At 68.3% G+C, this 23055-nt stretch carries 19 protein-coding genes; 7 read left to right on the top strand and 12 right to left on the bottom strand.

Features of this window, described 5'->3' with window-relative positions; all coding sequences use genetic code 11:
- Nucleotides 1-313: 313 nt before the first annotated feature.
- The 6 genes from AAFU51_08640 to queC all read right to left on the bottom strand — a co-directional run bounded on the left by AAFU51_08640 (nt 314) and on the right by queC (nt 5156).
- On the bottom strand, nt 314-616 hold the full coding sequence (locus tag AAFU51_08640; protein MEO1571324.1) for an AbrB/MazE/SpoVT family DNA-binding domain-containing protein: 303 nt from the start codon (nt 614-616) through the stop codon (nt 314-316).
- A gap of 244 nt (nt 617-860) precedes the next feature.
- On the bottom strand, nt 861-1490 hold the full coding sequence (locus AAFU51_08635; GenBank protein MEO1571323.1) for a type IV toxin-antitoxin system AbiEi family antitoxin domain-containing protein: 630 nt from the start codon (nt 1488-1490) through the stop codon (nt 861-863).
- 144 nt (nt 1491-1634) lie between these two features.
- Nucleotides 1635-3074 (bottom strand): ATP-binding protein, encoded by a 1440-nt coding sequence (locus AAFU51_08630; protein MEO1571322.1) that lies wholly within the window; start codon nt 3072-3074, stop codon nt 1635-1637.
- Between the two features lie 296 nt (nt 3075-3370).
- Nucleotides 3371-3520: a hypothetical protein gene (locus tag AAFU51_08625; GenBank protein MEO1571321.1), complete on the bottom strand. Its 150-nt coding sequence runs from the start codon at nt 3518-3520 to the stop codon at nt 3371-3373.
- A gap of 92 nt (nt 3521-3612) precedes the next feature.
- The gene (locus AAFU51_08620; GenBank protein ID MEO1571320.1) at nt 3613-4422 is read right to left on the bottom strand and encodes a 7-carboxy-7-deazaguanine synthase QueE; all 810 of its coding nucleotides are present in this window, start codon (nt 4420-4422) and stop codon (nt 3613-3615) included.
- Nucleotides 4419-5156, bottom strand: coding sequence for a 7-cyano-7-deazaguanine synthase QueC (gene queC, locus AAFU51_08615; protein ID MEO1571319.1), 738 nt, complete (start codon nt 5154-5156; stop codon nt 4419-4421). Before queC ends, AAFU51_08620 begins: the two co-directional genes overlap by 4 nt.
- 228 nt (nt 5157-5384) lie before the next feature.
- Here queC and coaE point away from each other — a divergent pair, with 228 nt between their 5' ends.
- Nucleotides 5385-6020, top strand: a complete 636-nt coding sequence (gene coaE, locus AAFU51_08610; GenBank protein MEO1571318.1) for a dephospho-CoA kinase — start codon at nt 5385-5387, stop codon at nt 6018-6020.
- A gap of 34 nt (nt 6021-6054) precedes the next feature.
- Here the strand turns inward: coaE and AAFU51_08605 are convergent, their stop codons facing one another.
- The 4 genes from AAFU51_08605 to AAFU51_08590 all read right to left on the bottom strand — a co-directional run bounded on the left by AAFU51_08605 (nt 6055) and on the right by AAFU51_08590 (nt 14016).
- On the bottom strand, nt 6055-9678 hold the full coding sequence (locus AAFU51_08605; protein MEO1571317.1) for a response regulator: 3624 nt from the start codon (nt 9676-9678) through the stop codon (nt 6055-6057).
- A gap of 292 nt (nt 9679-9970) precedes the next feature.
- Nucleotides 9971-11680 carry an NFACT family protein gene (locus AAFU51_08600; GenBank protein ID MEO1571316.1) on the bottom strand — a complete coding sequence of 570 codons (1710 nt, stop codon included), beginning with the start codon at nt 11678-11680 and terminating at the stop codon, nt 9971-9973.
- Between the two features lie 113 nt (nt 11681-11793).
- Nucleotides 11794-13125, bottom strand: a complete 1332-nt coding sequence (locus AAFU51_08595) for a hypothetical protein (protein MEO1571315.1) — start codon at nt 13123-13125, stop codon at nt 11794-11796.
- Between the two features lie 87 nt (nt 13126-13212).
- A complete protein-coding gene (locus AAFU51_08590) occupies nt 13213-14016 on the bottom strand; it encodes an RNA methyltransferase (GenBank protein ID MEO1571314.1) in 804 nt (267 codons plus the stop codon).
- Nucleotides 14017-14239: 223 nt separating this feature from the next.
- Between AAFU51_08590 and AAFU51_08585 the strand changes: the two genes are divergently transcribed.
- Entirely contained in the window at nt 14240-15076 is an 837-nt protein-coding gene (locus AAFU51_08585; protein MEO1571313.1) for a hypothetical protein, read from the top strand.
- Nucleotides 15077-15197: 121 nt separating this feature from the next.
- A complete protein-coding gene (locus tag AAFU51_08580) occupies nt 15198-15935 on the top strand; it encodes an SDR family NAD(P)-dependent oxidoreductase (protein MEO1571312.1) in 738 nt (245 codons plus the stop codon).
- 15 nt (nt 15936-15950) lie between these two features.
- Here the strand turns inward: AAFU51_08580 and AAFU51_08575 are convergent, their stop codons facing one another.
- On the bottom strand, nt 15951-16658 hold the full coding sequence (locus AAFU51_08575; protein MEO1571311.1) for a hypothetical protein: 708 nt from the start codon (nt 16656-16658) through the stop codon (nt 15951-15953).
- Between the two features lie 626 nt (nt 16659-17284).
- Complete coding sequence (locus tag AAFU51_08570; GenBank protein ID MEO1571310.1) at nt 17285-18421, bottom strand: hemolysin family protein; 1137 nt, start codon at nt 18419-18421, stop codon at nt 17285-17287.
- 133 nt (nt 18422-18554) lie between these two features.
- Here AAFU51_08570 and AAFU51_08565 point away from each other — a divergent pair, with 133 nt between their 5' ends.
- The 4 genes from AAFU51_08565 (at nt 18555) to AAFU51_08550 (ending at nt 22982) form a co-directional block, all read left to right on the top strand.
- Nucleotides 18555-19106, top strand: coding sequence for a DinB family protein (locus AAFU51_08565; GenBank protein ID MEO1571309.1), 552 nt, complete (start codon nt 18555-18557; stop codon nt 19104-19106).
- A 190-nt stretch (nt 19107-19296) separates the two neighbouring features.
- On the top strand, nt 19297-19989 hold the full coding sequence (locus tag AAFU51_08560; protein ID MEO1571308.1) for a TetR/AcrR family transcriptional regulator: 693 nt from the start codon (nt 19297-19299) through the stop codon (nt 19987-19989).
- Nucleotides 19990-20106: 117 nt separating this feature from the next.
- A complete protein-coding gene (locus AAFU51_08555) occupies nt 20107-21705 on the top strand; it encodes a TolC family protein (protein MEO1571307.1) in 1599 nt (532 codons plus the stop codon).
- 89 nt (nt 21706-21794) lie between these two features.
- Nucleotides 21795-22982, top strand: coding sequence for an efflux RND transporter periplasmic adaptor subunit (locus AAFU51_08550; GenBank protein ID MEO1571306.1), 1188 nt, complete (start codon nt 21795-21797; stop codon nt 22980-22982).
- Nucleotides 22983-23055: the final 73 nt, after the last annotated feature.

The raw sequence follows: 23055 nt of genomic DNA, 5'->3' as shown, positions 1-23055 counted from the left end.
GGTCGAGCACGGCTTCGTAACCCGAAGCATCGAGCGGAATGATCTCAGCCAAGCCCAGCACATTTGCTTCGAGTAGTTGCCTCGCATCCGCAGGGTTGATGCGGGGCGATACCGGCAGTGCCTGCCGTCAGGGTGGCGTACGTCTCGGCAAGCGCATGGGCTGCAACCAGGAGGTGACGCGAGCCTCCGTGGGCCTCCGAGAGGTAGGGTAAGGCGTCCGCGTGGCGCGGAAGGCCTTGCACCAGGGCCGCGACTAGGACCGCGACCAGGACCGAGGTGTCGACCATAGTGCGCGGCGGCTTAGGACGCTCGCTCATCCGTTTGAGGCCATATCGTCCTGGTCGAGCCCAGCCAGGTGCGAGACTCTTCTGTCCCTCTGCGCTTGGATGAATGCGTTGAGGTCGTGTGCCTCCGCACCCACCTTCCCTCGGAAGACCAATAGGTCCCCTTCGTAGACGAGCCCCATTTCTGCTCGGTCAGGCCGGAGTTCAAGGGCCGGACCGTCGCCTTCGCCACGCACGTCGAGGTCGAACTCGGTACCCGGCGTGAGGCCGAGCCTTTCTCGGAGCTGCTTCGGGATGAGAATGCGGCCGAACTTGTCGATGGTCACCGTCATGCGTGTTTTCGAAGCAGTGAGTGGAGAGCGCGTGTCGGATTCGTCAAACGCGAACCTCTATTGCCAATGATTGTTGCGCGTTGCCAATCGTTGATGGGGTGGGACCAGGCTAGCATTGCCCCAAACAGCCTCGCGATCTGGAGTACCCCGTAGTTTGCAGCGAGTAGTTGGGCAGAGCGCTACCACCAGCGCCCCTGAGCGCGACCTCACGCTCAGAGACATCTGAGCGCGCATTTTGTGCCGCTCATACAAGCGCCTCTAGATAGGGCCGCATCACCGTCGTCACGCGGCAGACTGCTGCATAGTGCCAGAGCGCCTCCGCGTCGAAGCCGTCGCTGCGGCGGTAGTCTTTGAGCGCCTCAATGGCCACGTCGAGTCCTACCCGGCGGCGGAATTTGAAGCAGTCTGCGACCGTCTTTGCCGCGCCAAATACCGGTACCACCATACCCTCCACGTCGAGCTTCTCGATGCCTTCTGTAAACGAGGGGCCCGACATGTAGACGATGCGGAGCGGGAGCGCCTCCGGGTCCAGCCGCCGGGCCTTGTTCTCGATGGCGATCCACACGTCGAACGGGTCCTGTGTGGTGAGGTCGTGGACGCGAAGCGCCGACAGCAGACAGATCACCCCATGTGGGACCCGCCTAGACGCCTCCGCGAGCGTGTGGTGTTCCGTGACGTTGGCATCAGCGAGCACGTAGAGGCCTCGCCCGACTCGCTCCAGGAGCCCACGGCGGTGGAGGCGTGCCAGCGTCTGGCGCGGAATGTCGAGCGGGGCGAGGTCTTTCGAGCGAATGACGCCCCACGAACGAGCGAGACGGAGAAGGCGGTCTGCGTGCGTCACAACACGTCGGTAGATAGACGTAGGTACCGACATAATGTGATAACGATATGGTCCGGAGGCCTGGTCGGTGTCACGTGTTTCTACTCCAGCCCTGACGTTTCGGGGCCTGGAGCCAACGCGCCCGTCCGTGAACGGCCCCGCGCAGGATGCCGATGGAGCCAGCCATATCGAACTGCTCTAGGTCACGGTGTAGAGCGCATCGAGCGCTACGTGGACAGCAACGCCAGCGTCGACTTGGGCTTGCGCCTGGGGTGCCAAGCCGCCCGCTGTGAACAGCACCGGGGTTGTCGTCTTGACACCGCCTGCCTCCTGCGCCACGAGACGGCCCCGACGGATGAGCCGGTCGAGGTCGCGCGCGTCCGCCGTGCCCCACTTGCACTCGCCCACGAGCAGGCCGCCCGCGCCGTCGAGCGCAACGACGTCGACCTCCTCGCTCGCGTCGGAGCTCCACCAGCGCCCCACCTGCACAGGCCGAAACGATAGCGCCGGGTGCGGCTCGCGGGCCGTCCGCGCTACGAACTGCCGGCAGGCCTCCTCAAATACGTGCGCCGTGTGGGCTACGTCCAGGCGCGGGGCCACGAGGCGCTCCCACAGTACCTCCGGATCCGTCAGCGCCGAGAGCCCTCGGCCACGGATGTCCGCCACGAAGCGGTGCCAGAACACCAGGTACGGGTCCGCAAGCTGGTACAGCATCCGCTTCGGGCTCGGGTTCGGATAGGCCGTCAGCGGTGCCACGCGCTCGACGACCTCCATCTCCAGGAGCCAGTCGAGCGGGCGGGCGAGGGCGCTCGTCTGCTTGCCCACGCGGCTCGCGATGCGGCTCCAGCGTCGCTCCCCGCTCGTGATAGCTTCCACCACTGAGTAATGGACCGACGCGTCCGCCAAGAACGCATCGAACGTGTGCGCCGCCTCATCGTGGAGACGGCCCGACGGGTCGAGGAGGTGACGAGCCGCATTCGCTGCCAGCGAGCGGTCTGGATCCACGAGCGCGAGATGGCCTGGCAGACCGCCGAAGACCGCGTAGAGGCGGAGGCGGTCGCGGGGCGACCAGGTCGGGACGAAGCGCGCCGCGTCGCGGTAGTCGAACGGATGGACGTCCAGACGCGCGGTGCGGCGGCCATAGAGCGGCTGGTCTGGCCCCACGAGGCGCTTCATCGCCGAGACATGGCTGCCCGAGAGGACGACGGTGAGCTGCGTCCCCGGAGCCTCGTGGTCCCACCACGCCTGCAGGATCGACGGCAGCGCCGGGGCCGCGTCCGCGAGGTAGGGAAACTCATCCAGGGCGAGCAGGAACGGCGCTCCTTCCGCGCGCTCCGCGACATAGCCCAGCAGCGCCTCCCAGTCCGGTAGGGCCGCGCGGCGGAGGGCCGCATCGTCGAAGCGCTCGGCCAGGACGCGCGAGAGGGCCAGGAGCTGCTCGCGCTCAGTTCGGCGCGTAGCCTGGTAGTAGGCCCCGCCGACCGCCTCCGCGAAGCGGGTCAGCAGAAAGCTCTTACCCGCACGTCGGCGACCCATCATCAGCACCAGCCCCGGGCCAGGAGCGGCGTGCGCCTCCTCCAGGCGGCTCCAGAGCGCCTCGCGGTCGAAGAGGTCGGCAGGACGAGTCGGGGTAGCCATGTGCGATCAGGAGGCGAGGATTTCCGGCAGGGCCAAGATACTCCAATCTGTGTTACTAACAGATATGGGAGTAACAATATCTAGCGTGTCGCAACTATCAACGGTGGAGCAGTGACAGCGCGCTGAGTAGAAGGTCGCGGGTTCGACCTGGACGCGCGGGGCGCACGCTGCGAGGTTAGGTGCAGTCCCTTCAACCCAGCCCCAACCTCCCATGGCCATCCTCGAACGCGGCATCCTCGGTAGTGGCACGGGCGCTGTCGGTACCGTCGTCATGAGCCGCTGGCGTGGCAAGGGCGTCATCTGGCCATCTCAGCCTGGGGATACGGGTCGAATGTGTCCTCGTCGTCGTAGGCCGACGGGAGCGAGGCCGACGGGAGCGAGCCGTTCACGTAGCGCTCCTCCAGCGACCGGGCACCCGGCGCATAGCCGTCACGCGGGACCAGCACCACATCGGCCGTGCTGGCAGCCTCCGAGGTACGCGGCGGTGCCGGCGTGTAGCCTACGTCGTCCCGGTCGAGATTGGGTTCGTCCGTGACCCTCAGTCGACGCCGAGCAGCTTGTGGGTCTGGACCGAGACGCGCCAGAACGGGCGCTCCTGAGCCAGGGCAACGGCGAGGCGCGTTGCTTCGGCGCGGCGCGGGCCGTCCTCGGGCTGGAGCCAGCCGTAGCGCCGCGGGCGGCCCGCGACGGTGTGCGGGCGCAGCCGTTCGGCGAACGCCGCGTAGGCATCGGGGTGGTAGTCCGGCACCACCAGCTTCAGCTCGTCCATCCACTCCAGCGCGAGTTGGTCTGCGGGTAGCTTCGGGCTGCATACGATCCAGTCCGGCGGTACGAGATCGCCCTCCGGCGTCGAGAAGGCCCGGGCCAGTGGGACGGTCCCGTTCGTCTCCGTCGCCACCTCAAAGCTGGCGTTGTGCAGCGCCTGCACCAGCGCCGCGTCTGCCTGCAGGAGCGGCTCACCGCCGGTCAACACCACGAAGCGCACGGGGTCCTCGGCGTTCGCGTCCGCCGCCTGGCAGACCTCCGCCACGAGGTCGTCGGCGGAGAGCTTCACGCTGCCGCGCTTGCGGAAGTCGGTATCACACCAGAGCGGGCACGCCGCGCCCGTGCGCGCTGCGTCGCGGTCGCGGTCGGCCTTCTCGCCCGACCACATGTTGCAGCCGGCCAACCGCACAAACACGGCCGCGCGCCCGGCCCACACGCCCTCGCCCTGGAGGGTGCGCCAGACGGCCTTCGTCGCATAGCGCTTGACGCCGCCCAGGCGGGGCGAGTCGGTTCGGCGCTGCGCCAAGCCTTGCTCGTTCGTGAAGCCATGCTCGGGTGCGAGGGGCTGGGTCGCTGTGCTCATACCCATCCGTTGGCTTTCGCCTCGGCATAGCCTGTGGCCCGCAGTTCCGACGCGGGGTTGTCGAGGCGCCCGTAGCCCCACTCGTGCAGCGTCGAGCGGTCGCCGTTGTAGTCGGTGTGGCTCATCGTCCGGACCGCCTCTAGCACATCGACGCCGTCGACGAGGCCGAGGTCGCGAGCGAGCTTCCACGTCTCCGCTTTGGTGAGGTACATTAGCGGCGTGTGGACGCGCAGGTCCCGGTCGAGCGCGAGTGTCATCGTTGTCTGGAGGCTGTCCACGAAGACGCGGCGGCAGTCCGGATACCCTGAGTAATCGGTCTGGCACATGCCGCCGACGAGGTCGGTGATGCCGCGCGTGTAGGCAAACGACGCCGCCACCGTGAGGAACACGGCGTTGCGCCCCGGCACGAACGAGGCCGGAAGGTCGGGCGCGAGGTCGTGGGCCGCGCTGACGTCCTTCTCGTGCTCGGTGAGGGCGCTGCCGGAGAGGAGCCCCGTGATGTCGAGCACCGTCAGCGGCACGCCCGCCGTGTCGGCGATTGCCTGGGCTTGTTCGAGCTCGACGGCGTGCTTCTGGCCGTAGCGAAACGCGACCGCATGAACCTCGTCGAAGCCGCCAAAATCGGGGTGAAGGGCCCAGAAGAGGCAGGTCGTCGAGTCCTGGCCGCCCGAAAAGAGGACGAGCGCGCGGCGCGGTTGACGGGGGCGAGGCGTGCTTGAAGGAGGCGCTTCCATGAGAGCGCGGCGTGGCGAAATCAGAAAAAGACAGCGAGCGAGGTGGTACACGCACGTCGCCGCTTGGTTGTGGCGAGAGTCGGGTGAAAGCGCGAGCGTTCGTCGAAGAGTGCCCTCATCGGGACCTCGGCAAGCGAGCGCCCAGCGGCTCCGGTATGTTGGGCGCACCCCCCTTCGGTCCCGCAGCATCCCTTTCTTTGCCTCCTCTTCTTTGCCTCCTCGCTCCCCATGATCTCTCTCGGCATCACTGGCGGCATTGGCAGCGGCAAGTCGGCGGCAGTGGCGCGGCTGGCAGCGAAGCCGGGCGTGCGCACGCTTTTGGCCGACGGCCTCGCCAAGCGGCTCATGCAAGAGGACGCTGCGCTGCGGGCCGACCTCATCGCGGCGTTTGGGCCGCAGACCTACGACGCAGACGGTCGCCTCAACCGGGCCTGGCTTGCCCAGCAGGTCTTCGGCGACGACACCCGGCTGGCCCAACTCAACGCGCTGGTGCACCCGCGCGTTCGCGCGGCCTTTCTCGACGCCCGGGCCGAGGCCGAAGCGGACGGCGTGCGGCTGTACGTCTACGAGGCGGCGCTCCTCTTCGAAACCGATGCCGGACAGCACCTCGATGCTGTTGCGGTCGTGGACGCCCCGGCGGAAACCCGGATAGCGCGAGTGCTCGCGCGCGACGGCGTGACGCGGGCGCAGGTCGAGGCGCGGATGCAGCACCAGCTTGCTCCTGAGACCCTGCGGGCGCGCGCTGACTACGTGCTCCACAACGGCGGCACGCTCGATGCTCTCCACGCCCAGGTGGACGCGCTCTACGCCCGCCTCCTCGACGCAGCCACCACTGAGGAGGGGCGTGAGGATGCAGCCGTGTGAACGAGAACAGCTGCGTTCACACGGCTCACCCAGGTCAGGCGCGGCCCACCGTAGTGCCACCGAGTGCGCCGAGCCGCAACTCTGCGGCAAGCTGCTCGAAGGAGAAAGGCTTCGTGATGAAGCCGTCCATCCCTGCGTCCATGCAGCGGCGACGCTCCTCGGCGAGGGCGTGCGCCGTGAGCGCAATGATGCGGGGCTGGTGGTCGGGCGCAATCTGCGTGCGGATGCGACGCGTCGCCTCGACGCCGTCCAGCCGCGGCATCTGGACGTCCATGAGCACGACATCGAACACGTGCTGCTCGACCTGCTCCACGGCCTCGATGCCATCGTTGGCGACGACCACGTCCACGCCGAGCATCTGTAGCATGTTGAGGACTACGAACTGGTTGTCGGGCTGGTCCTCCGCCACCAGGACGCGTAGGCGAGGCGGGCTGGCGTCCGGAGCTGGCGCGTTCGTGACGGCTTGGAAAGACGGGGCATTGGTGCGCATGCGCTGGCGTTCGAGGGCCTGCACGAGGCGCTCGTAGAGCACGCGCCAGTCGAGTGGCTTGAGCAGCACCGCGTCCACCAGGCCCGGCGCGTGGACGCGCTCCAGCGCTGAGCTCACCACCACGAGGGGGAGCGCCCCGCCGGTCGGCGTCGTGCGGATCACGCGTGCGAGGTCGAGGCCCGTCGTCCCTGGCAGCATCATGTCCAGGACGCCGATGTCGAAGGCGTAGCCGTCCAGGAGCAGGCGCAGCGCCTCGTCGGAGTTGGTGACCGCAAAGACCTTCATGCCCCACTGTTCGAGGTGCTCGGCGAGGATAGCGCGGCTCTCGTCCTCGTCGTCCACGAGCAGCACCGTGTGGCCCGCGAGCGGCGTCTGGGACGCGCCAACCACCACACGGCGGGTCGTGTAGGCAGGGCGCAGCGGGATATTGAGCGTGAACGTGGAGCCGACGTCAGGCGTGCTCGCTACCTGGATGGTGCCGTGCATGAGCGTGGCGAGGCGGCCCGAGATGGCCAGCCCAAGCCCCGTCCCGCCAAAGCGGCGCGTCGTTGAGAGGTCCGCCTGGGTGAAGGCTTTGAAGATGCGCGCCTGCACGTCGGCGTCCATGCCGATGCCGGTGTCGCGGACGTGGATCAGCAGGCGGGTGTCGGGGCCGTCGTCCTCCGTGGTGACTTCTACCTCGACGCGGCCTTCCTCGGTGAACTTGATCGCGTTGCCGACGAGGTTGATGAGCACCTGCTGGAAGCGCCGCTCGTCGCCAACGAGGCGCGAGGGGACGGTGTCGTCCAGGTCGTAGGCGAGGTCGAGCTGCTTGCCCGCGGCCTGCGGCGCGAGGGCTTCGAGCACGCCGCGGACGACGGGTTCGAGCGCGAAGGGCTCCTGGGCCAGCTGCATCTCGCCCGCTTCGATCTTCGAGAAGTCGAGTAGGTCCTCGATGAGCCCGAGCAGGTGCTCGCCGGAGCGCATGATGCGGTCCACATAGCCGTGCTGCTGCGGCGTGAGCTCCGTCATGCCCAGCAACTCGGCGAAGCCGATCACGCTGTTCATCGGCGTGCGGATCTCGTGGCTCATGGCTGCCAGGAAGGCGCTCTTGGCGCGGTTGGCCGCCTGGGCGCGGTCGCGGGCGTCGAGCAGGATGCGCTCGGCCTCGCGCTGCTCCACGAGCACCCCAATCCACTGCGCCAGCATCTGCACGAGGTCCCGGTCGGCCTCGGAGAAACCGCCGGGGCGCGGCGTGGTCGAGGAGAAGCTGAGGGTCCCGTAGGGCCGGTTCCCGACCGAGACCGTGATGCCGATGAAAGCTTCAAGGCCGAACTTGGCATAACACGCCGCCTCCCGGTGCTCCGACTCACCCATGTGCGTGATGGTGGCAACGGTGTCGTCGTTGTCCCAGACGAAACGGCCGTAGGTGTCCTGGAGCGAAAATTGAGTGCCTGGCGGGTGGGCACCGCCCTGGCGGGCGAAGCTCATGTCTACGGTGTAGAGCGCGTCGGGGTCACCTGGTACCCCTTCGACCCGGCTGACGAGGCTATAGTCGAGGCCGAGCATGCGGGTGGTCTCGGCGAGCGCGTAGCGGATGTGGTCGTCGTAGGGCAGGCCGTCGCGGGCGGCGATGTCGTAGAGCAACATTGAGCGGTCGGCGCGCTCCTGGAGGTTGCGCTCCGCCGCGGCGCGGTCGGTGATGTCGAGGCCCACGCCGAGCATGCCGTTCACGGCGCCCTCGTCGTCGAAGGTGGGCACCCCGTAGGTCTCGTAGACGAGCGGGCCGATCTCGGAGGTGTACTGCGTGGGAGCGCCCGCTAGCACTCGGTGAAGGCCATCGGCAACGGTCTCGCTCGCGGCGTAGAGATCGAACACGTTCTGCCCCTCGATCTCACCAGGCGTCATGCCGAGCTTGGTGAGGCCGCTGCCGTCGGAGAGCGTGACGACCCCCTCGGCGTCCGTGGCGAAGAGCACCATCGGGATGTTGTCGAGGACGGTGCGGAGGCGGCGCTGGCTGGTTTCGAGCGCGGTGCGCGTCTGCACTTGCTCGGTCACGTCGCGGCCCTCTGAAATGAGCATGACGACGTCGCCGTGCTCGTCCAGGACGGGCTTGATCGAGAAGTCGATGACGGCCGTGTGGCCTTCGGTGCCGAGAACCTCGGCGTTGTAGCGGACGAACTCGCCCTGCGCGGCGCGGGCGATCTGGTCCCGCAGATAAGACTGCGTCTCCTCAGAGACGGTCCACCAGTGGCACTCCCAGAACGGCTTCCCGACCACGTCCTCGGGGTTCAGGTCTGCGAAGGCTAGCGCAGTTGTGTTCGCCTCCAGCAGCGTCCCATCAGGTTTCATCAGCCCGATGAACTGGAACATCGAATGGAAGATCGCCTCGAAACGCTGTTCGCTCTCGCGGCGGGCCTGCGCAAGCTCGACCTCATCGGTGATGACCTCGGTGTACATGACCAGGCCGCCGATCTCGCCTTCGACATCGGTCCAGGGGCGGACCTCCCACCGGACCCAGTCGATCCGTCCGTCGGCGCGCACGAAGGCCTCGCCGTCGTTGCTTTCCACGGCCCCCGCGAGGCATCGCTGGTGGACGGCCTTCCACGCATCAGGGGTTTCGGGAAACACCTCGTAGTGGCTGCGCCCAAGTACGTCGGGCTCGTCGAGGCGGTAGTCGCGGATCCAGCGGTGGCTCACGGCAAGGTAGCGCATTTCGCGGTCCACCATGGCCACCGGGTTGGGCATGTGCTCCACGAAAGCGCGCAGGCGCTCCTGCGTAGCCTCCATGTCGAGCAGAGCGAGCGTCTCGCTCGTCTGGTCGTCGATTACGTAGGTGAAGCGCGGGACGCCCGCCTCGCTCTCGCCGACGTAGCTCACCGTGGCTACGAGGTAGCGCGTGCCGATGGGGCTAGCCTGCTCGTAGCTGAAGCGGATGGGCTCGTTCGTGTCTCGGGCCTCCTCATAGTGCCGAGAAAACAATTCCACGACGCCCGTGGGGTCGTCGTCCTCGGGGAAGAATCGGCCAGCCAGGTCGGGGCCGTTCGTGTCGCTGATGCGGTCGGTGGCCTCGTTGCCGATGAGGTGGAGGACGCCGTCGGGGCGGAGCTCCACAAGCCCCATGCTCACCGGGGCGTGGTCGAAGAGCTGGCGCAGGGCAGCGGCGCCGAGAGGCGTTGGGGTAGCCATGAGGAGGGGCGGCTGTGCGCGGCGACGTACGTCGTGATTTCCTTGTGCCGTGGTCTTCCGGTGTCCTCTCGGCGTCGCGCGATATGTGATAGGCCTTAGAGCAGCCGAGACGGTGTGTAACTCAACTGCTGGGCTGCAAAGGTACAGGATTGGCGAGCCTGTTGCAAAAGATAGGAGGTGGATGTAGACCCTAGATAAACCTAGGAGAAACCCCCAAATTCAAGGCTCTGTGCAGGATTTGGCTGATCTATTTTGGGATTCGCTCGCCTAGGCAGGATTGAAAGGCCCTCGTTCAGAGATAGACCATAACGACTTCTTCTCGATCTACCCTGACGAGTCCTGGCCCACCCCCTTTAATGGGTCGCACATACTTCTTCTCGGTCACGATTACCGGTACGAGGCTGCCCCCCCGGGCGTCGCTGTACTGCGCCGCGAGCGCCGCCGCCGCCTCGATGACGGGTGCCCCTGGCCGGTCGTCGCGCCCGCGCACCCGCACGACCACGTGAGAGCCGGGGACGCCTCGCGCGTGCAGCCACAGGTCGAAGGGGCGCGCGTGCCGGGTCGTGAGTTCGGCGTTGGACTTGGCGTTTTTGCCGACCCACGCCTCGTAGCCGCCGGGCAGCGGAAAGCGCCGGTAGGGCAGCCGCTCTTCGCCGACGGCCTCGCGGCCGGTGAACGGTTCGAGGTCGGTCTTGCGGTCTTTGAGAAAGCGTTCGAGGTCAGCGACGCGTTCCTGGCTGCGCAGGTCAGCGAGGAGCGATGCAGCCTCTTCGGCTTCGTCCTGGACGTGCTGCCAGCGGTCCTCGGCGTGGGCGCGCGCCTGCCGGGTGCGGCGAGCCCGGTCGTAGTAGCGCTGCGCGTTCTCGATGCCGGTCCGCGCTGGGTCGAGCGGGATCGTGACAGGCGCGCCGTCGGTGAGGAGGTCGGGGAGCACGATCTCCTCGTGACCAGGGGCGAGGTGCGTGGCCTGTGCCATGAGCAGGTGGCCGAAGGCCTCGTGGCGGTCGGCGCGGCTCGGCGCGGCGAGTTCGTCGAGCATAGCCTCGGCGCTCCGGGCACGGCGCTCGTAGGCGGCCACGAGTGCTTTCTCGACAGGATTGAAGAGCGTACGGAAGCGCCGCTGCCCGAGCCGCCGCCGGACGTAGACGCGCAGCGCTCGGTCGATCGTGTCGAATGCCTCAGCGCGATAGGTGTCGGCGCGATGGGTGCCAGCGCGATGGACGAGATGCTGCATCGGGACGAGCGAGAACGCCGTGGCCTCATCGCGAGCGTCGTTCGTCGTCCAGTAGACGTGCGGCGCGAGGGCGTCGCCGTGCAGTTCGCTGTCGAGGGCGCGGGCCGCCTCGAAGAGCGCACGGCGGTCAGCCTCGTCGAGCGTGTCGGGCGCAGCGTCCGCGTCGAGCCCGGCGCGGTGCGTGGCCTCGGCGGCGAGCAGCGCGCCAAAGAGCGGCATCGTGCGGGCGAGCGCCGACGACACGGTCTTGCGCTGCGTCGTCCAGCGTGCCTCGAAGGCGTCGAACGTGGCGACTGCCGGAGCCGGGCGCGGCGATGGGGCCGCCGTGCTGCGTAGTGCGTCGTCGCGCAGAAAGGCGGTGCGAACGGTCGGCGCATCCTCGCCCGCCTCGTCTCCGTCGATCCAGAGCACGTTGGGGCGCGGGCCGAAGAGCAGTACCGCCAAGCGCGTCCCATCGTCGAGGTCGAAGTAGAGAAACCGGTCGCGCTCGGCGACGCGCACGCCGGTCACGATGCGGCCGAGTGCGTCTTCGAAGAGCGTGACGCTATTGCGGCGAGCGCGGTGAGTACCCCCCGAGCGAAACGCCCCGCGCTCCGCGCCGAGCAGCAGGTGCAGCGTCCAGGCGTCGGCATCCTCCGCCTCCTCAGGAGCGATCACCAGCGTCAGTTCGGCGCGGTTCTGCGAGTAGGCGTCGAGGAGCCGAGCGCCTGCGAGGTCGCCGTTCCAGAGGCGCGCCAGCGCTCGAAGCGTGTAGTAGCTAGTCGTCACGTGTCGTCCGGTCGTAGTCCGTGAGGGAGCCGTCTCCAACCACCGACCCGTGAATTAGATCAACCGCACCGCGATACCGCCGCACCGCGACAGCGCCGCACCGCGATACCGCATCACGGCACCTCGCGCTCGACGCAGCGGTAGACCCGGTCGGCGAGGCGCTCCGCCAGGGCGACGCGGAGACGCACTTCGAGGTCGCGCTCCTCGTCGTCCAGGTACTCTTCGTCGAAGAGCCGCGGCTCGCTGCGGTCGAGGTCGAGGTCGCTCACGCGGCCCGCGTAGACGCCCGTCCGTAGTCGCGTATCCACACGCCGCTCCACCTCGCCCTCGCAAACAACGCGGCGCGAGCGGGCATCGACAACCTCGTAGACGAGCGTCGCGCTGAGGTCGAGGTCGGTCGTGACGCGGGTGTAGGTGGCGGTGCCGCCGCTGCGCCGGTCGGCGGTGCGGGTCTCGCGCTCGCGCTCCTCCTCGGCGCGCGTGAAGTCGTCGAGGCGGGTTGCTACGGCGAGGTCGGCGTCGAGGAGGCGGGCGAGCTCAGCGGAGGTGCCGCGGCGGCCGTAGCGCTCGTCGCCGCCCGAGAGTGAGCGGATGGCGCGGCGCACGTCCGGCGGGTAGGCAGCCGCGACGAAGAGCGGCGGACGGCTCCACACCTCGTCTTCGAGGCGGTCGTTGAGGGCTTCGCGGAAGTCGTTCGGCATAGCGCGGGTGGCGCGGCCCCCGCGTGTCTCCGTCGGAAAGGCCGCGATCCGGATGCTGCCTGCGTCGAGGATGGCGGTTTGCAGGTCGAGCAGGGCGCGCTGGGCGGGGGCGTAGCTGAGGGCGCGCTCGGCGCGGTCGTAGGCGGTGCGGAAGCGCCCGGCGACGAGGGCGACCTCGGCCCAGCCGCCGTAGGCGTCGGCGCGGCGGGCGTCGAGGGCGGTCTGCACCGAGGGCGACGGGGCGTAGCGTGTGGCGCGGTCGTAGGCCTCGACGGCGCGCTCGAAGTCGTCGGCCGCGTAGGCATCGTCGCCGACTTCTTGCAGCGTCGCGATGGCGGCGTCGAAGGTGGCGCGGTGGTCCTCGTCATAGGTGTCGAACACGGGCAGCCGCACGCCCACGCCCCCGGCCGCGCCGAGCAACTCGTCGGCGTCGCGGTAGACCTCGGCGGCCCCGACCGGGTCGCTGCCCTCGATGGCGGCACCGATGGCGGCGGTGTAGCCCTCCATCGCGCGCGTGCCCGCCGCCACGAGCCGCTCGCGCACAGCGGCGTTGTCCTCCTTCTCCAGCGAGTCGACGTAGCGGAACGCGGCCTCGGCATGCCGGCCCTGCGCTTCGAGCGCTTGCCCCTCGTCATACAATTCCTCGGCACTCTTGCAGCCCACGGCGAGCACGATCAGGAGCAACGAGACGACGTGTCGACGTGTGAAGGTGTGCACGTGTGAACGAGTGCGAGAGCGACGCATGGCGAATCGGGGTTGAGACGTGGCGCATCAGACAATGCGCCGAAGCTAGCCGCGAGAGCGCAGCGCGACACCGCCGCACCGCCGCACTCACCGACCCGCGGCCAGGACGGCGGCGTGGTGCGGAACAGAGCGGAGGTAGTAGCTCGCCGTGAGCGCGATCTGCTGGGCGGGCGTGAGGTCGCCGTGGCGGCCCTGGCGGGCGAGGCGATCCTGGCGGGCATGGTAGAGCGCGAGCGCGGCCGCGACGGAGATATTGTAGCTCTGGATGAAGCCGTCGATGGGGAGGACGACGTTGAGGTCGGCGAGGGCGAGGAGGTCGTCCGAGACGCCGCGCTGCTCGTTGCCCAGCACCAGGGCCGTCGGCACGGTGAAGTCAACGGTGTCGATGGGCACGGCGTCGGCGCTGAGGTGCGTCGCGGCGATGCGGTAGCCGAGTTCGCGGGCGTGCGCGGCGAAGGCGGCAGGCGTGGTCCAGCGGTAGAAGTCGAGCCAGCGGTGGGCGCCCTGGCTGACGCGCGAGGCTACCTTCGAGGGGTCGTCCAGGTCGAGGTCAGCGGCCAGGTCGGTGACGGGGGCGGCCAGTGGCGCGGCGGCGCGGGCGGCGAGGCGCTGCCCGAGCTTGTCGGCATCGCCTTCGAGCGCGACGAGGTGCGCGGCCCCGTAGCCGAGGCCCTCGGCGCTGCGGAGGACGGCGTTGAGGTTGCCCGCGTCGTGAACGCCTTCGAGCACCGGTACGACGGTGTAGGTGCGCCGCGCCACGGCCTCAGCGATGCGCGCCTTGCGCGGGTCCAAGAGCAGCGGCGCGAGCCGCGCGACGACCTCGTCGGGAGCATACGTCACGCCATCGAAGACGAAGCCGTCGGCGTAGGGCAGGGGGGCGAGGGCGGACACAGGGCGAGGGCGTGCAGGGGTGGAGAGCAAGGTAGGGACCGAAGCGTGTGCGCGTCGAGAGGCGGGCGCGCGAGAGGCGGGCGCGTCGAAGAGCCAGCGAAAGCGCGCCGATGCGGCGGCCTCGGTGCCGTCTGCGGAGCCGAGGCGGTTGACCGCCGTAGCAGAAGGCAGGATTTTCCCCTGGCTCCCCCAGCTCTCAGGTCCTCTCGTCACCCGTGTGCCCATGCGTCTCGTCCTCATCGCCGTCCTGCTCGCTGTGACCGGCTGCCTCCCCGACCAGGCTCCGTTGGAGCCCGACCCGGCAGACGCGCCCATCCTGGACAACCCGGACGCGGTGCTCGACTCGCTGGTGGCGCGTTGGGAAGCGGCCTCGGCAGACCTCAGCGGCTTCGCGCTGGCAACGGAGAAGGCCGTCGTGGAGTACGCGCAGCGCTCCGACGGCTCGTTCAGGATTGCCAACGCAGGCGTCCGTGCAGGCGTGGACGCGACCCAGTCCGACCCACCGCCTATCCAGTTTCTGCTGCCCGACCACCGTCAGGTGTCGGCGTTGCTGCGCGGGCGCTCCGACCTCGCCATCGACCGGAGCACGACGCCCGCCCGCTACCGCCTCATCGCTCGCCCGGACTACCTCGCCGAGGTCAGCCCCGACTCCCCGAGCGGGCCCTTCGCGGCGCCCGTCGCGGCCGACGCCGTCATTGAGGCGGGAACGTATCGCCTGCGCGAGATCCGCACCCGCAGCCCGCTGCCCGGCAGCACCGTCGACTCGGCGCTGGTCGACCTCCGCATCGCCTACAGCAACTACGAGGTCACGGACGGGTTGCCCGCCCCGCGCGCCGTCACGGTCATCGCCAGCGGGCTGAGCGCGACGTTCGACGCTGGCGAACTGATGTTCTTGCGCGCGCAGTACCAGCAGCGGCGCAGCCAGATGCAGGGGCTCATGGGCGAGGCGCGCGCCGCCGAGGAGGCCGCCGTCGAAGACCTGCGCGCGCTCATCGAAGACGGGGTCTCGACGCAGACGATGCGCGTCGATTCCGTGGCCGTGACGCAGGCAGAGGGCTAGGAGAAACGAACGGGGGCGGACACCCGGAGCGCATGGGTTGAACGGAGCTGTTGAACCGCATCCGTCCTGTTCCGTACCTCCAGCCTACTGAATGCTTTCCCTTTACCCCTTTGCCTGTCCTATGACCCTGACTGATCGTGTAGCCGTTGTGACTGGAGCCAGCCGAGGCATCGGCCTCGCCTGCGCCGAGGCGTTCCTCGACGCTGGGATGCAGGTCTACGCCCTCGCGCGCTCCACCGACGACCTCGAAGCCCACCGCGAGCGTCTCGGCGAGCGCCTGCACCCGGTCCGCTGCGACGTCACCGACGTGGCGAGCGTGGACGCCGCCTTCGCACAGATCGACGTGGAGTCCAGCCGCTGCGACGTGCTCGTCAACAACGCCGGGCTTGGCAAATTCGGCCCCGTCGACGACCTCCCGCTCGACGCGTGGAACGTGCAGATCGAGACGAACCTCAACGGGGTGTTCTACTGCACCCGCCGCGCCGTGCCGCTGATGAAGCGCCAGTTCGAGGCAACCTCGACGGACGACGCGCCCGGCTACGGAGGCCACATCATCCACATTGCCTCGGTAGCAGGGCTGGTCGGCAACCCGCAGCTTGCGGCCTACAACGCGACCAAGTTCGGCCTGCGTGGCTTCGCGGAGGCGACGATGAAGGAACTCCGCCCCCACGGTATCCGCACGACGTGCATCTACCCCGGCTCGGTGGACACGCACTTCGGCGACGTGGCCGGCATCACGATGAGCCCGAACGCGATGAAGCCGGAGGACATCGCCGCGAGCGTGCTGCACGCCGTGCAGATGCCGGTGCGTACGCTCGTCTCCGAGATCGTGCTGCGCCCGCTCCGCGTCGGGAAGTAGCCAAAGCACATCCGACTACAAAGAGCACCGGGGCTGCTCCGATGATGGAGTAGCTCCGGTGCTGTGTCTATCAGCGCTGCGTTTACCCGTGCTGTGCCTGAACGGCGGGCCGATCAGTGCACGACGGTCGCCTTGCGGACCTGCACGGTGCCGTTGGTTTCGAGGCGCGTCACGTAGGCCGCTCGGCAGCGCGCTCGCGTCGAAGGGGATGGCTTGCAGGCCCGGCGTCAGCACGGCCTCGCTGAGCGGCGTGGCGACAGCGCGGCCGAGCGCGTCGTAGATCGTGAGCGTGACCGTGGTGGCCTCAGTCACCTGGAGGCGCAGCGCCGTCTCCTGCGAGAACGGGTTTGGGGTGTTCTGGAGCAGTTCAACCTGGCGCGGCGTCACAGCGTCGCTCTCGTTGGAGACGACTGGGTTGGGGTCCACGAACGCGTCGATCCACAGGTAGACCTCGAAATCGTTGGCCAACGGCCCGATCCAGTCGTCGAGCTGGGCCCAGGAGTTGTTGAAGCGTGCCCACGTGTTGATGAGCGGCGTGTCGAGCTGCTGCGTGGCGCCGAGCGAGACCGCGGCCTTGCTGTCCTCCTTGCTGTCGTCGTCAAACGCCGTCGTGCCGTAGTTGAGCACGACGAAGAAGCCCTCCTCGACCTCGACCGGGAGGTCGAAGCGGACTTCGGTCGGGACGACGGTTTCGCCGGTCTCGTCCACGGCGATGTCCAGCACGCTGACCGTCTGGGAGGCGAGCTCGTCTTCCGGACCGGGGTCGAAGACGGGGTCGCCCTCGTCGCTAAAGATGCTGACCTCGATCTCCTCGATGTCGGCCTCGGTGCCGACGTTCGTGAACCAGAGCTGCCCGCCCGTGACGAACGTGGTGCTCAGGGTGGGCGTCTCGAAAAACGACGCGTGCTCGTGGAAGCTGAGCGCGTTGGTGCCTAGGATCCAGCCGTCGCCCGTATTGTTGTCGGGGTCGTCGCCCTCACCGCCGAAGAAGTAGCTAATGAGGCCGAACGTGTCATCGTCCTTGTCGAAGTTCTCCAGGAGGACCTCTTGGACGGGGGCACTGAGGTCAGGGGCCGGGGCCGGGACGGCTTGGGGAAGAGCCGCGGAGACGGCCTACTGGATGAGAGCGACGGGCGCGGTAGCGAGCGTGAGCAGGCCAACGGCTCCGAGGAGTGACAGTCGATGCATAACGAGACGAGGTGGTAGGATAGAAGAGACGGGTGAACCATAGTACCTGAGTGGACGGCACACGACGCATTCCCCCTACCCATGTAGGGTCAGTTTGCCGCGGTGAAGCCAGCTTGCTGCGTGCGGCTTTTGCCGTGGGGTGGCCGACCGTTGAGGAGCGTCTACGCGTCGGGCTCCAGGCCACCGACGCGCTCCGCGGCGTCGCGCGTGGCGTCGTCCAGGTTGTCGAGGTCCACGTCGTCGAGGAGACCGAGGCGGCGGGCGCGCTGCGCCCATTGGCGACGAGCGAGGTGCTGCATGTCCTGCTCGGTGTCGGCCTCGTCCACGATCTCCGTGCCCAGCAGCGTCTCCACCACGTCCTCCATCGTGACGATGCCCGAGGTGCCGCCGTACTCGCCCACGACGAGCGCGATGTGGTCGCGGCCTTCGAGCAGCTTCTGGAAGAGCGTCATCAGCGGCAGCGAGTCCGGGACCGTGAGCAGGTCGCGGCGCAGCGCGGCGAGCGGGGTGTCGCCCTCATCGTCGGCGGCGCGCTGGAGGAGGTCGTCCTTGAGCACGTAGCCCGTGATGCTGTCGAGGTTACTGTCGTAGATCGGGAGGCGGGAGAACTGGAGGGGCTGCTCGGCGGCCTCGGCGGCCGTCGTGTCCTCGGTGAAGGCGACGAGCACGGTGCGCGGCGTCATCACGTCCTTGGTGCGCAGCGAGCCGAGGCGCAGCAGGTTGGTGAGGATCTGCGACTCCTGCGCCGCAAACACACCCTCCTCGACGCCGATGTTGGCCATCGCTACGAGCTCCTCGCGTGAGATCGACTGCTCCTTCTGGCCCCGCGCGATCAGCCGCGTCAGGCCCTTCGACATCCACACAAAGGGCAGCATCGGCCAGCGGAAGAGCCGCGACTGGAGCACGCTCGCGACCCCGGGGGCCAAGCTCTTCCAGTAGACCGCGCCGATGGTCTTGGGGATGATCTCGGACAAGATGAGGATGCCGAGCGTGAGGACGCCCGAGAAGAGCCCGACGGCGGACATGATCCACACCGAGGCGTCGCCGAAGACGGCGGCGGCCTGGGCACCCGCGCCCGTGGCACCGACGGTGTGCGCGAACGTGTTCAGCGTGAGAATGCCGGATAGGGGCTCGTCGACATCCTCCTTCAACTCCTTGAGGCGGGCGCTGGCGCTCGGGTTGTTTTCCTCCAGCGCGCCGATGTAGGCGGGGGTGACGCTCAGCAGGACGGCCTCCATGATGGAGCATATGAAGGAGACGCCGATGGCGATGGCGACGTAGACGAGTAGGAGCGTCATAGATCGGGGTGGTGAGCGGGGCGCACGCGGGCAAGCTACGCGCTGCGCAGGGGTTTGCACCAACGGAGGGGCTGCGCAGGGGTTCAGCCTCCGTCGCCGATCTTGCGGTCTCGTTCGTTCTGCGCCCTACCCGATGCTTCCGCCCCTCCAGCGCCGCTACGATGCCCTTGAGCGCCGCCGCCGGTCCGCGCTCACCACGCTGCGTCCGCTCGCCCCCGCTGTACGGCAGCGCAAGCCCGCGTCCGAGGCATGGTCGCTCAACGAGTTGGTGCATCACCTCGTGCTCGTGGATGAGGGCCTGGTGCGCTCGATCCGCTACTACCTCGACCGGCCGCCGTGCCAGCCCGCCGCGTCCGCGCCGTTCAAGGTGCTCGCGATGCGCGCCTTCTTCGCGCTGCCCACACGCGTGCGCATCCCCGCCCAAGTGGCGGTCATCACGCCCAGCGACACGCCCGATTTCGAGACGCTGGCGGCTGACTGGAGCGCCGCGCGTGCAGGCCTGGGGAGCATGCTGGAGGCCGTGCCAGCCGGGCGGCTGAAGGCCGTGGCGTTCAAGCACCCGCTCGGCGGGCGGATGTCGCTGCTCGACGCGGTGGCGTTCATTGGGTGGCACCAGGATCACCACCGGAGGCAGCTGCGTCGGACGCTCGCCGCCGTGACGGAGGGGGCGGCTTCGGCGGAGTAGCATCTGTGCGCAGGGCGATGAAAGCGCTTCGGGTAAACCCTAGGGAATGCTTCACATTCTCTTTATGAGATTGGTGCAACCGAGTGAGAGATGTGACGTACGGGTCGAAATGTGACTAGTCAGTCACCTTTGATACGCACTGTTCACTTGTCGGTTATGTGCCGCCGGGTCAGCAGCCCCCGCCTATTCCATGACGCCTGTCTCGCCTGCTGCTCCCGCCCGCCCGGACCAGGGCCTGTCCCGCCGCGAACGCGAGCGCCTCGCCCGCCGTGCGGCCATGCTCGACGCCGCCACCGCGCTCTTCGCTGAGAAAGGCTATGCCAGCGCGACCCTAGACGAGGTCGCCGAGCGCGCCGAGTTCGGCAAGGGCACGCTCTACAACTACTTCCCCGGCGGCAAGGAGGAACTCCTCTTCGCCGTCTTCGACGACCTCTACGACGGGCTCACCGCGCTCCTCAGCGAGCACCTCGCCGATACCAACGGGCAGCCCGTGCGTGAAGTCTACCGGAGCCTGATCGCCCGGCTGATGCAGCACTTCACGCTCAACCAGGCGGCCTTCTTCCTGCTCATCAAGGAGGTGCAGCGCATGATGATCGAAGGCGAGGAAGCGAAAGCGGTGCGGCTCATGCGCCGCCGCGACGAGATCCTCGGCATCATGGCAGGCCCGCTCGAAGCCGCGATGGAAGCCGGAACGCTCCGCCGCCTCCCCGTCGAGCCCGTCGTCCACACGATCATGGGCAACGTCAAGGGCATCCTCATGTATCTCAACCCGCCGCCCGGTTGCGAGGCTCCTGCCGAAGCACCTTGGCAGTCGATCGACGAGGTGGCCGACTTCCTGACGACGGTGCTGTTCGACGGCATGTGCGTCCACCCCGCCGCCTGAGAACGCGCTGCTCGTCACACCTCTCGCACACACGACACAGGGCTGACACCGCCAACTCCGATGTTGTCTTCGTTGCTTCCGCTGCTCCGCCTTTCTTCTCGGACCCGTTCAACGCCGATGTCCCGCCTTCCTTTGGCCGCCGTGATCACGTTCATGGCCGCCTTCCTGTTCGCGCCGCCGAGTCAGGCCCAGGACAGCCCCGCCGTTGTCTCGATCTCGCTCGACGAGGCGATGCAGATCGCCACCCAGCGCAACTACGCGCTCCTCACTGCCGCCCTCGACGTGCAGAACGCCGACGCGCAGGTGAGCGAGGCCTGGGGCCAACTCTTCCCGCAGGTCGACGCCTCGGCAGGCTACACCCGCAACCTGAAGCAGGCTGATCCCTTCGCGGGCTCATCGGCCGGCAACCTCTTCGGCGGCCTCGGCGCCATCGACTGGCTGGTGTTCAACGAGGACGCCCGGACGGACGACAACCCCGGCACCGACCCAATTGCCTTTAGCGAATTCCTCTCGCGCCAGCAGGACGGCCTCGACGCGGCCGGGATTGTCGTGGAGGAGGGCGGCAACCCGTTCGCCGTCGACAACCAGTTCCAAGGCGCGATCACGATCACGCAGACGCTCTACAGCGGCAGCGCCTTCGCGGCGGTGCGCGGCGCGCGAAGCCTGAAGGACTTCAACCAGGCCGCGCTGGAGACCCAACTGCAAGACGTGCTTCACCAGACCCGGCAGGCCTTCTATGGGGCACTGCTCGCTCAGAATCAGGTGCGTGTGCTCGCGGCAAGCGTCGAGCGCTCGGCGCAGAACGTGGACGAGACGACGCGTCGGGTGGCACAGGGCGTGATGCCCAAGTTCGAGCGCCTCACCGCCGAGGTCGAGCTCGCCAACCTGGAGACGCAACTCATCGACGCAGAGGCGTCAGCGGCGCTGGCGTCGGACAACCTGCTGCTCACGCTCGGCCTGCCTGTGGCGGACAACGTCGGGCTGCGCGGCGACCTCGACCTGCCTTCGGATGCGCTCTTCCAGTCGGTCCTGCTCGCCGACGCCGTCGAGACGGCGATGGAGCGGCGTCCTGATCTCACCCAGGCACGTCTCGGCGTCGAGCTTCGCCAAGTCGACCGCGGCATCACGCGCTCGCAGTACTTCCCCACCATCGAGGCCAGCGCCACGCTTGCCTACTCAGGCAACGTGCCCGACGACCGCACCGTGACGCTCCAGCCCGACCAGAACGATCCGTTCCTGTTCGAGAGCGACACCGAAGGCTTCTTCTCCGACGCCTACTGGCAGCCCAACGTGAGCGTCGGTGTGAGCCTGCGGTGGAACCTCTTCAACGGCTTCCAGACGACGCGCCGGATGCAACAGCGGCAGATCGCCATCGACCAGGCCGAGATCGCGCTTGCGCAGGCTACGGAGTCCGCGCGGCTGGACGTGTCGCGCGCGCTGCGTGACCTCCGCTCGGCGCAGCAGCGCATCGCGGCGCAGGACCAGAACGTGCAGCGCGCCGAGACGGCCTACAGCTTTGCCGAGGCGCGCCTCGAAAACGGCGTTGCCACGCCGCTCCAGGTCCGCGACGCCTCCAACGCGCTCGACCAGTCGCGCCTGGCCTACCTCCAGGCCGTCCACGACCTCCTGATCGCGCGCTCCAACCTCGAACGTGCCACCGGCACCCTCCGCCTCGACGCCGACGCCGACCCCTCTTCTGAATTCACGATGCGCTGAAGTGGCTAGTGGCAAGAAGCAAGTGAACGGTCCCGCGGCCCGCTTGCCCACCTCTTGCCACCTGCCACCTGTCGCTTGCCACTCCTGACATGACCGCCCCCGCTCGTTTCTCGCTCTTCTCCGGCTTCGCGCTGCTCGTGCTCGCCGTGGTCCTCGCGCTTTTCTTCTCGGGCTGTAGCCAGCCCGATGGGACGGCGGAGGAGGCCGCGGCCGACAGCCCCGCCGTGCTCGCACTGCCCGCCACGCCTGTGGAGGTGGTGACGATCGACGCCGAGCGCTTCGAGGACACCATCGAATTGACCGGCACCGTCGAGGCCCCGGACGACGCCACGCTCTCGGCGGAGTCGTCGGGGCGGCTGACGTTCGTCGCCGAAGAAGGCACCTACGTGCGCCCGGGCGGCACGGTGGCGCGCATTGACCCGGCGCTGCCGCGCACGGCGCTGAGCCAGGCCGAGGCCAGCCGCGATGTGGCCCTCGCGCAGCTTGAGTTGGCGCAGGACCAGTTCGACCGCCAGGAGCCGCTCTTCGCCGACTCGATCATCTCAGCGCTGGAGTTCCAGGGCGTCCGCACCCAGTTGGCGCAAGCTAAGGCGCAGGTTGCCCAGAGCGAGGCTGCCGTCGAGCAGGCGCAGGAGGCGCTCAGCAACACCGTCGTCACGGCGCCCTTCGGCGGGACCGTCGAGCAGCACTTCGCCGACCGCGGCGAGATGGTCGCACCCGGCATGCAGGTGGCGCGCGTCGTCGCCACGCAGCGCGTCGAGATCATCGCGGGCGTGCCCGAGCGCTACGCCAACGACATCCGCCGCGGCACCCCCGTCCGCATCGCGCCGACCGCCTACGGCCTCCAAGACCTGCGCGGCTCGGTGTCGTTCGTCGGCAGCGCCATCAACCCGCAGAACCGCACCTTCCCCGTCGAGGTCGAGCTCGACAACCGCAACGGCACGCTCAAGCCTGCCATGGTGATGAAGCTTTTCGTCACGCGCTCGGTGCTGGACAACGTGCTCGCCGTGCCGCTCGCCGCCATCGTGCGCGACGAGGTCGGCGCGAGCGTCTACGTGGCCGTCCCTGAGGCCGAAGCCAAAGGCGGCGAGCGCCTCTACACCGCCGAGCGCCGCCGCGTTGCCCTCGGCCCGCAGGCGAGCGGGCGCGTCGTCGTCAACGGCGGCCTCCAGCCCGGCGACCGCGTCATCGTCTCCGGCCAGACCCAGATCGCCACCGGCGACCGCGTGCGTGTGGTCGGTCAGGACGACCAGTCCGTTGCCGCACTGCGCCGCTAGCTTCTGGCACTCGGCCTCTAGCTGAGAGCCTTTTCATTTGATTCGGACCTGAGCCTCCACCCACCCATGGCTC

The sequence above is a fragment of the Bacteroidota bacterium genome, assembly GCA_039821555.1.
In the GTDB taxonomy this organism is placed as follows: Bacteria; Bacteroidota; Rhodothermia; order Rhodothermales; family Rubricoccaceae; genus JBCBEX01.
Note: the sequence above shows the minus strand (reverse complement) of the source record. Positions and strands in the feature narration are given on the sequence as shown.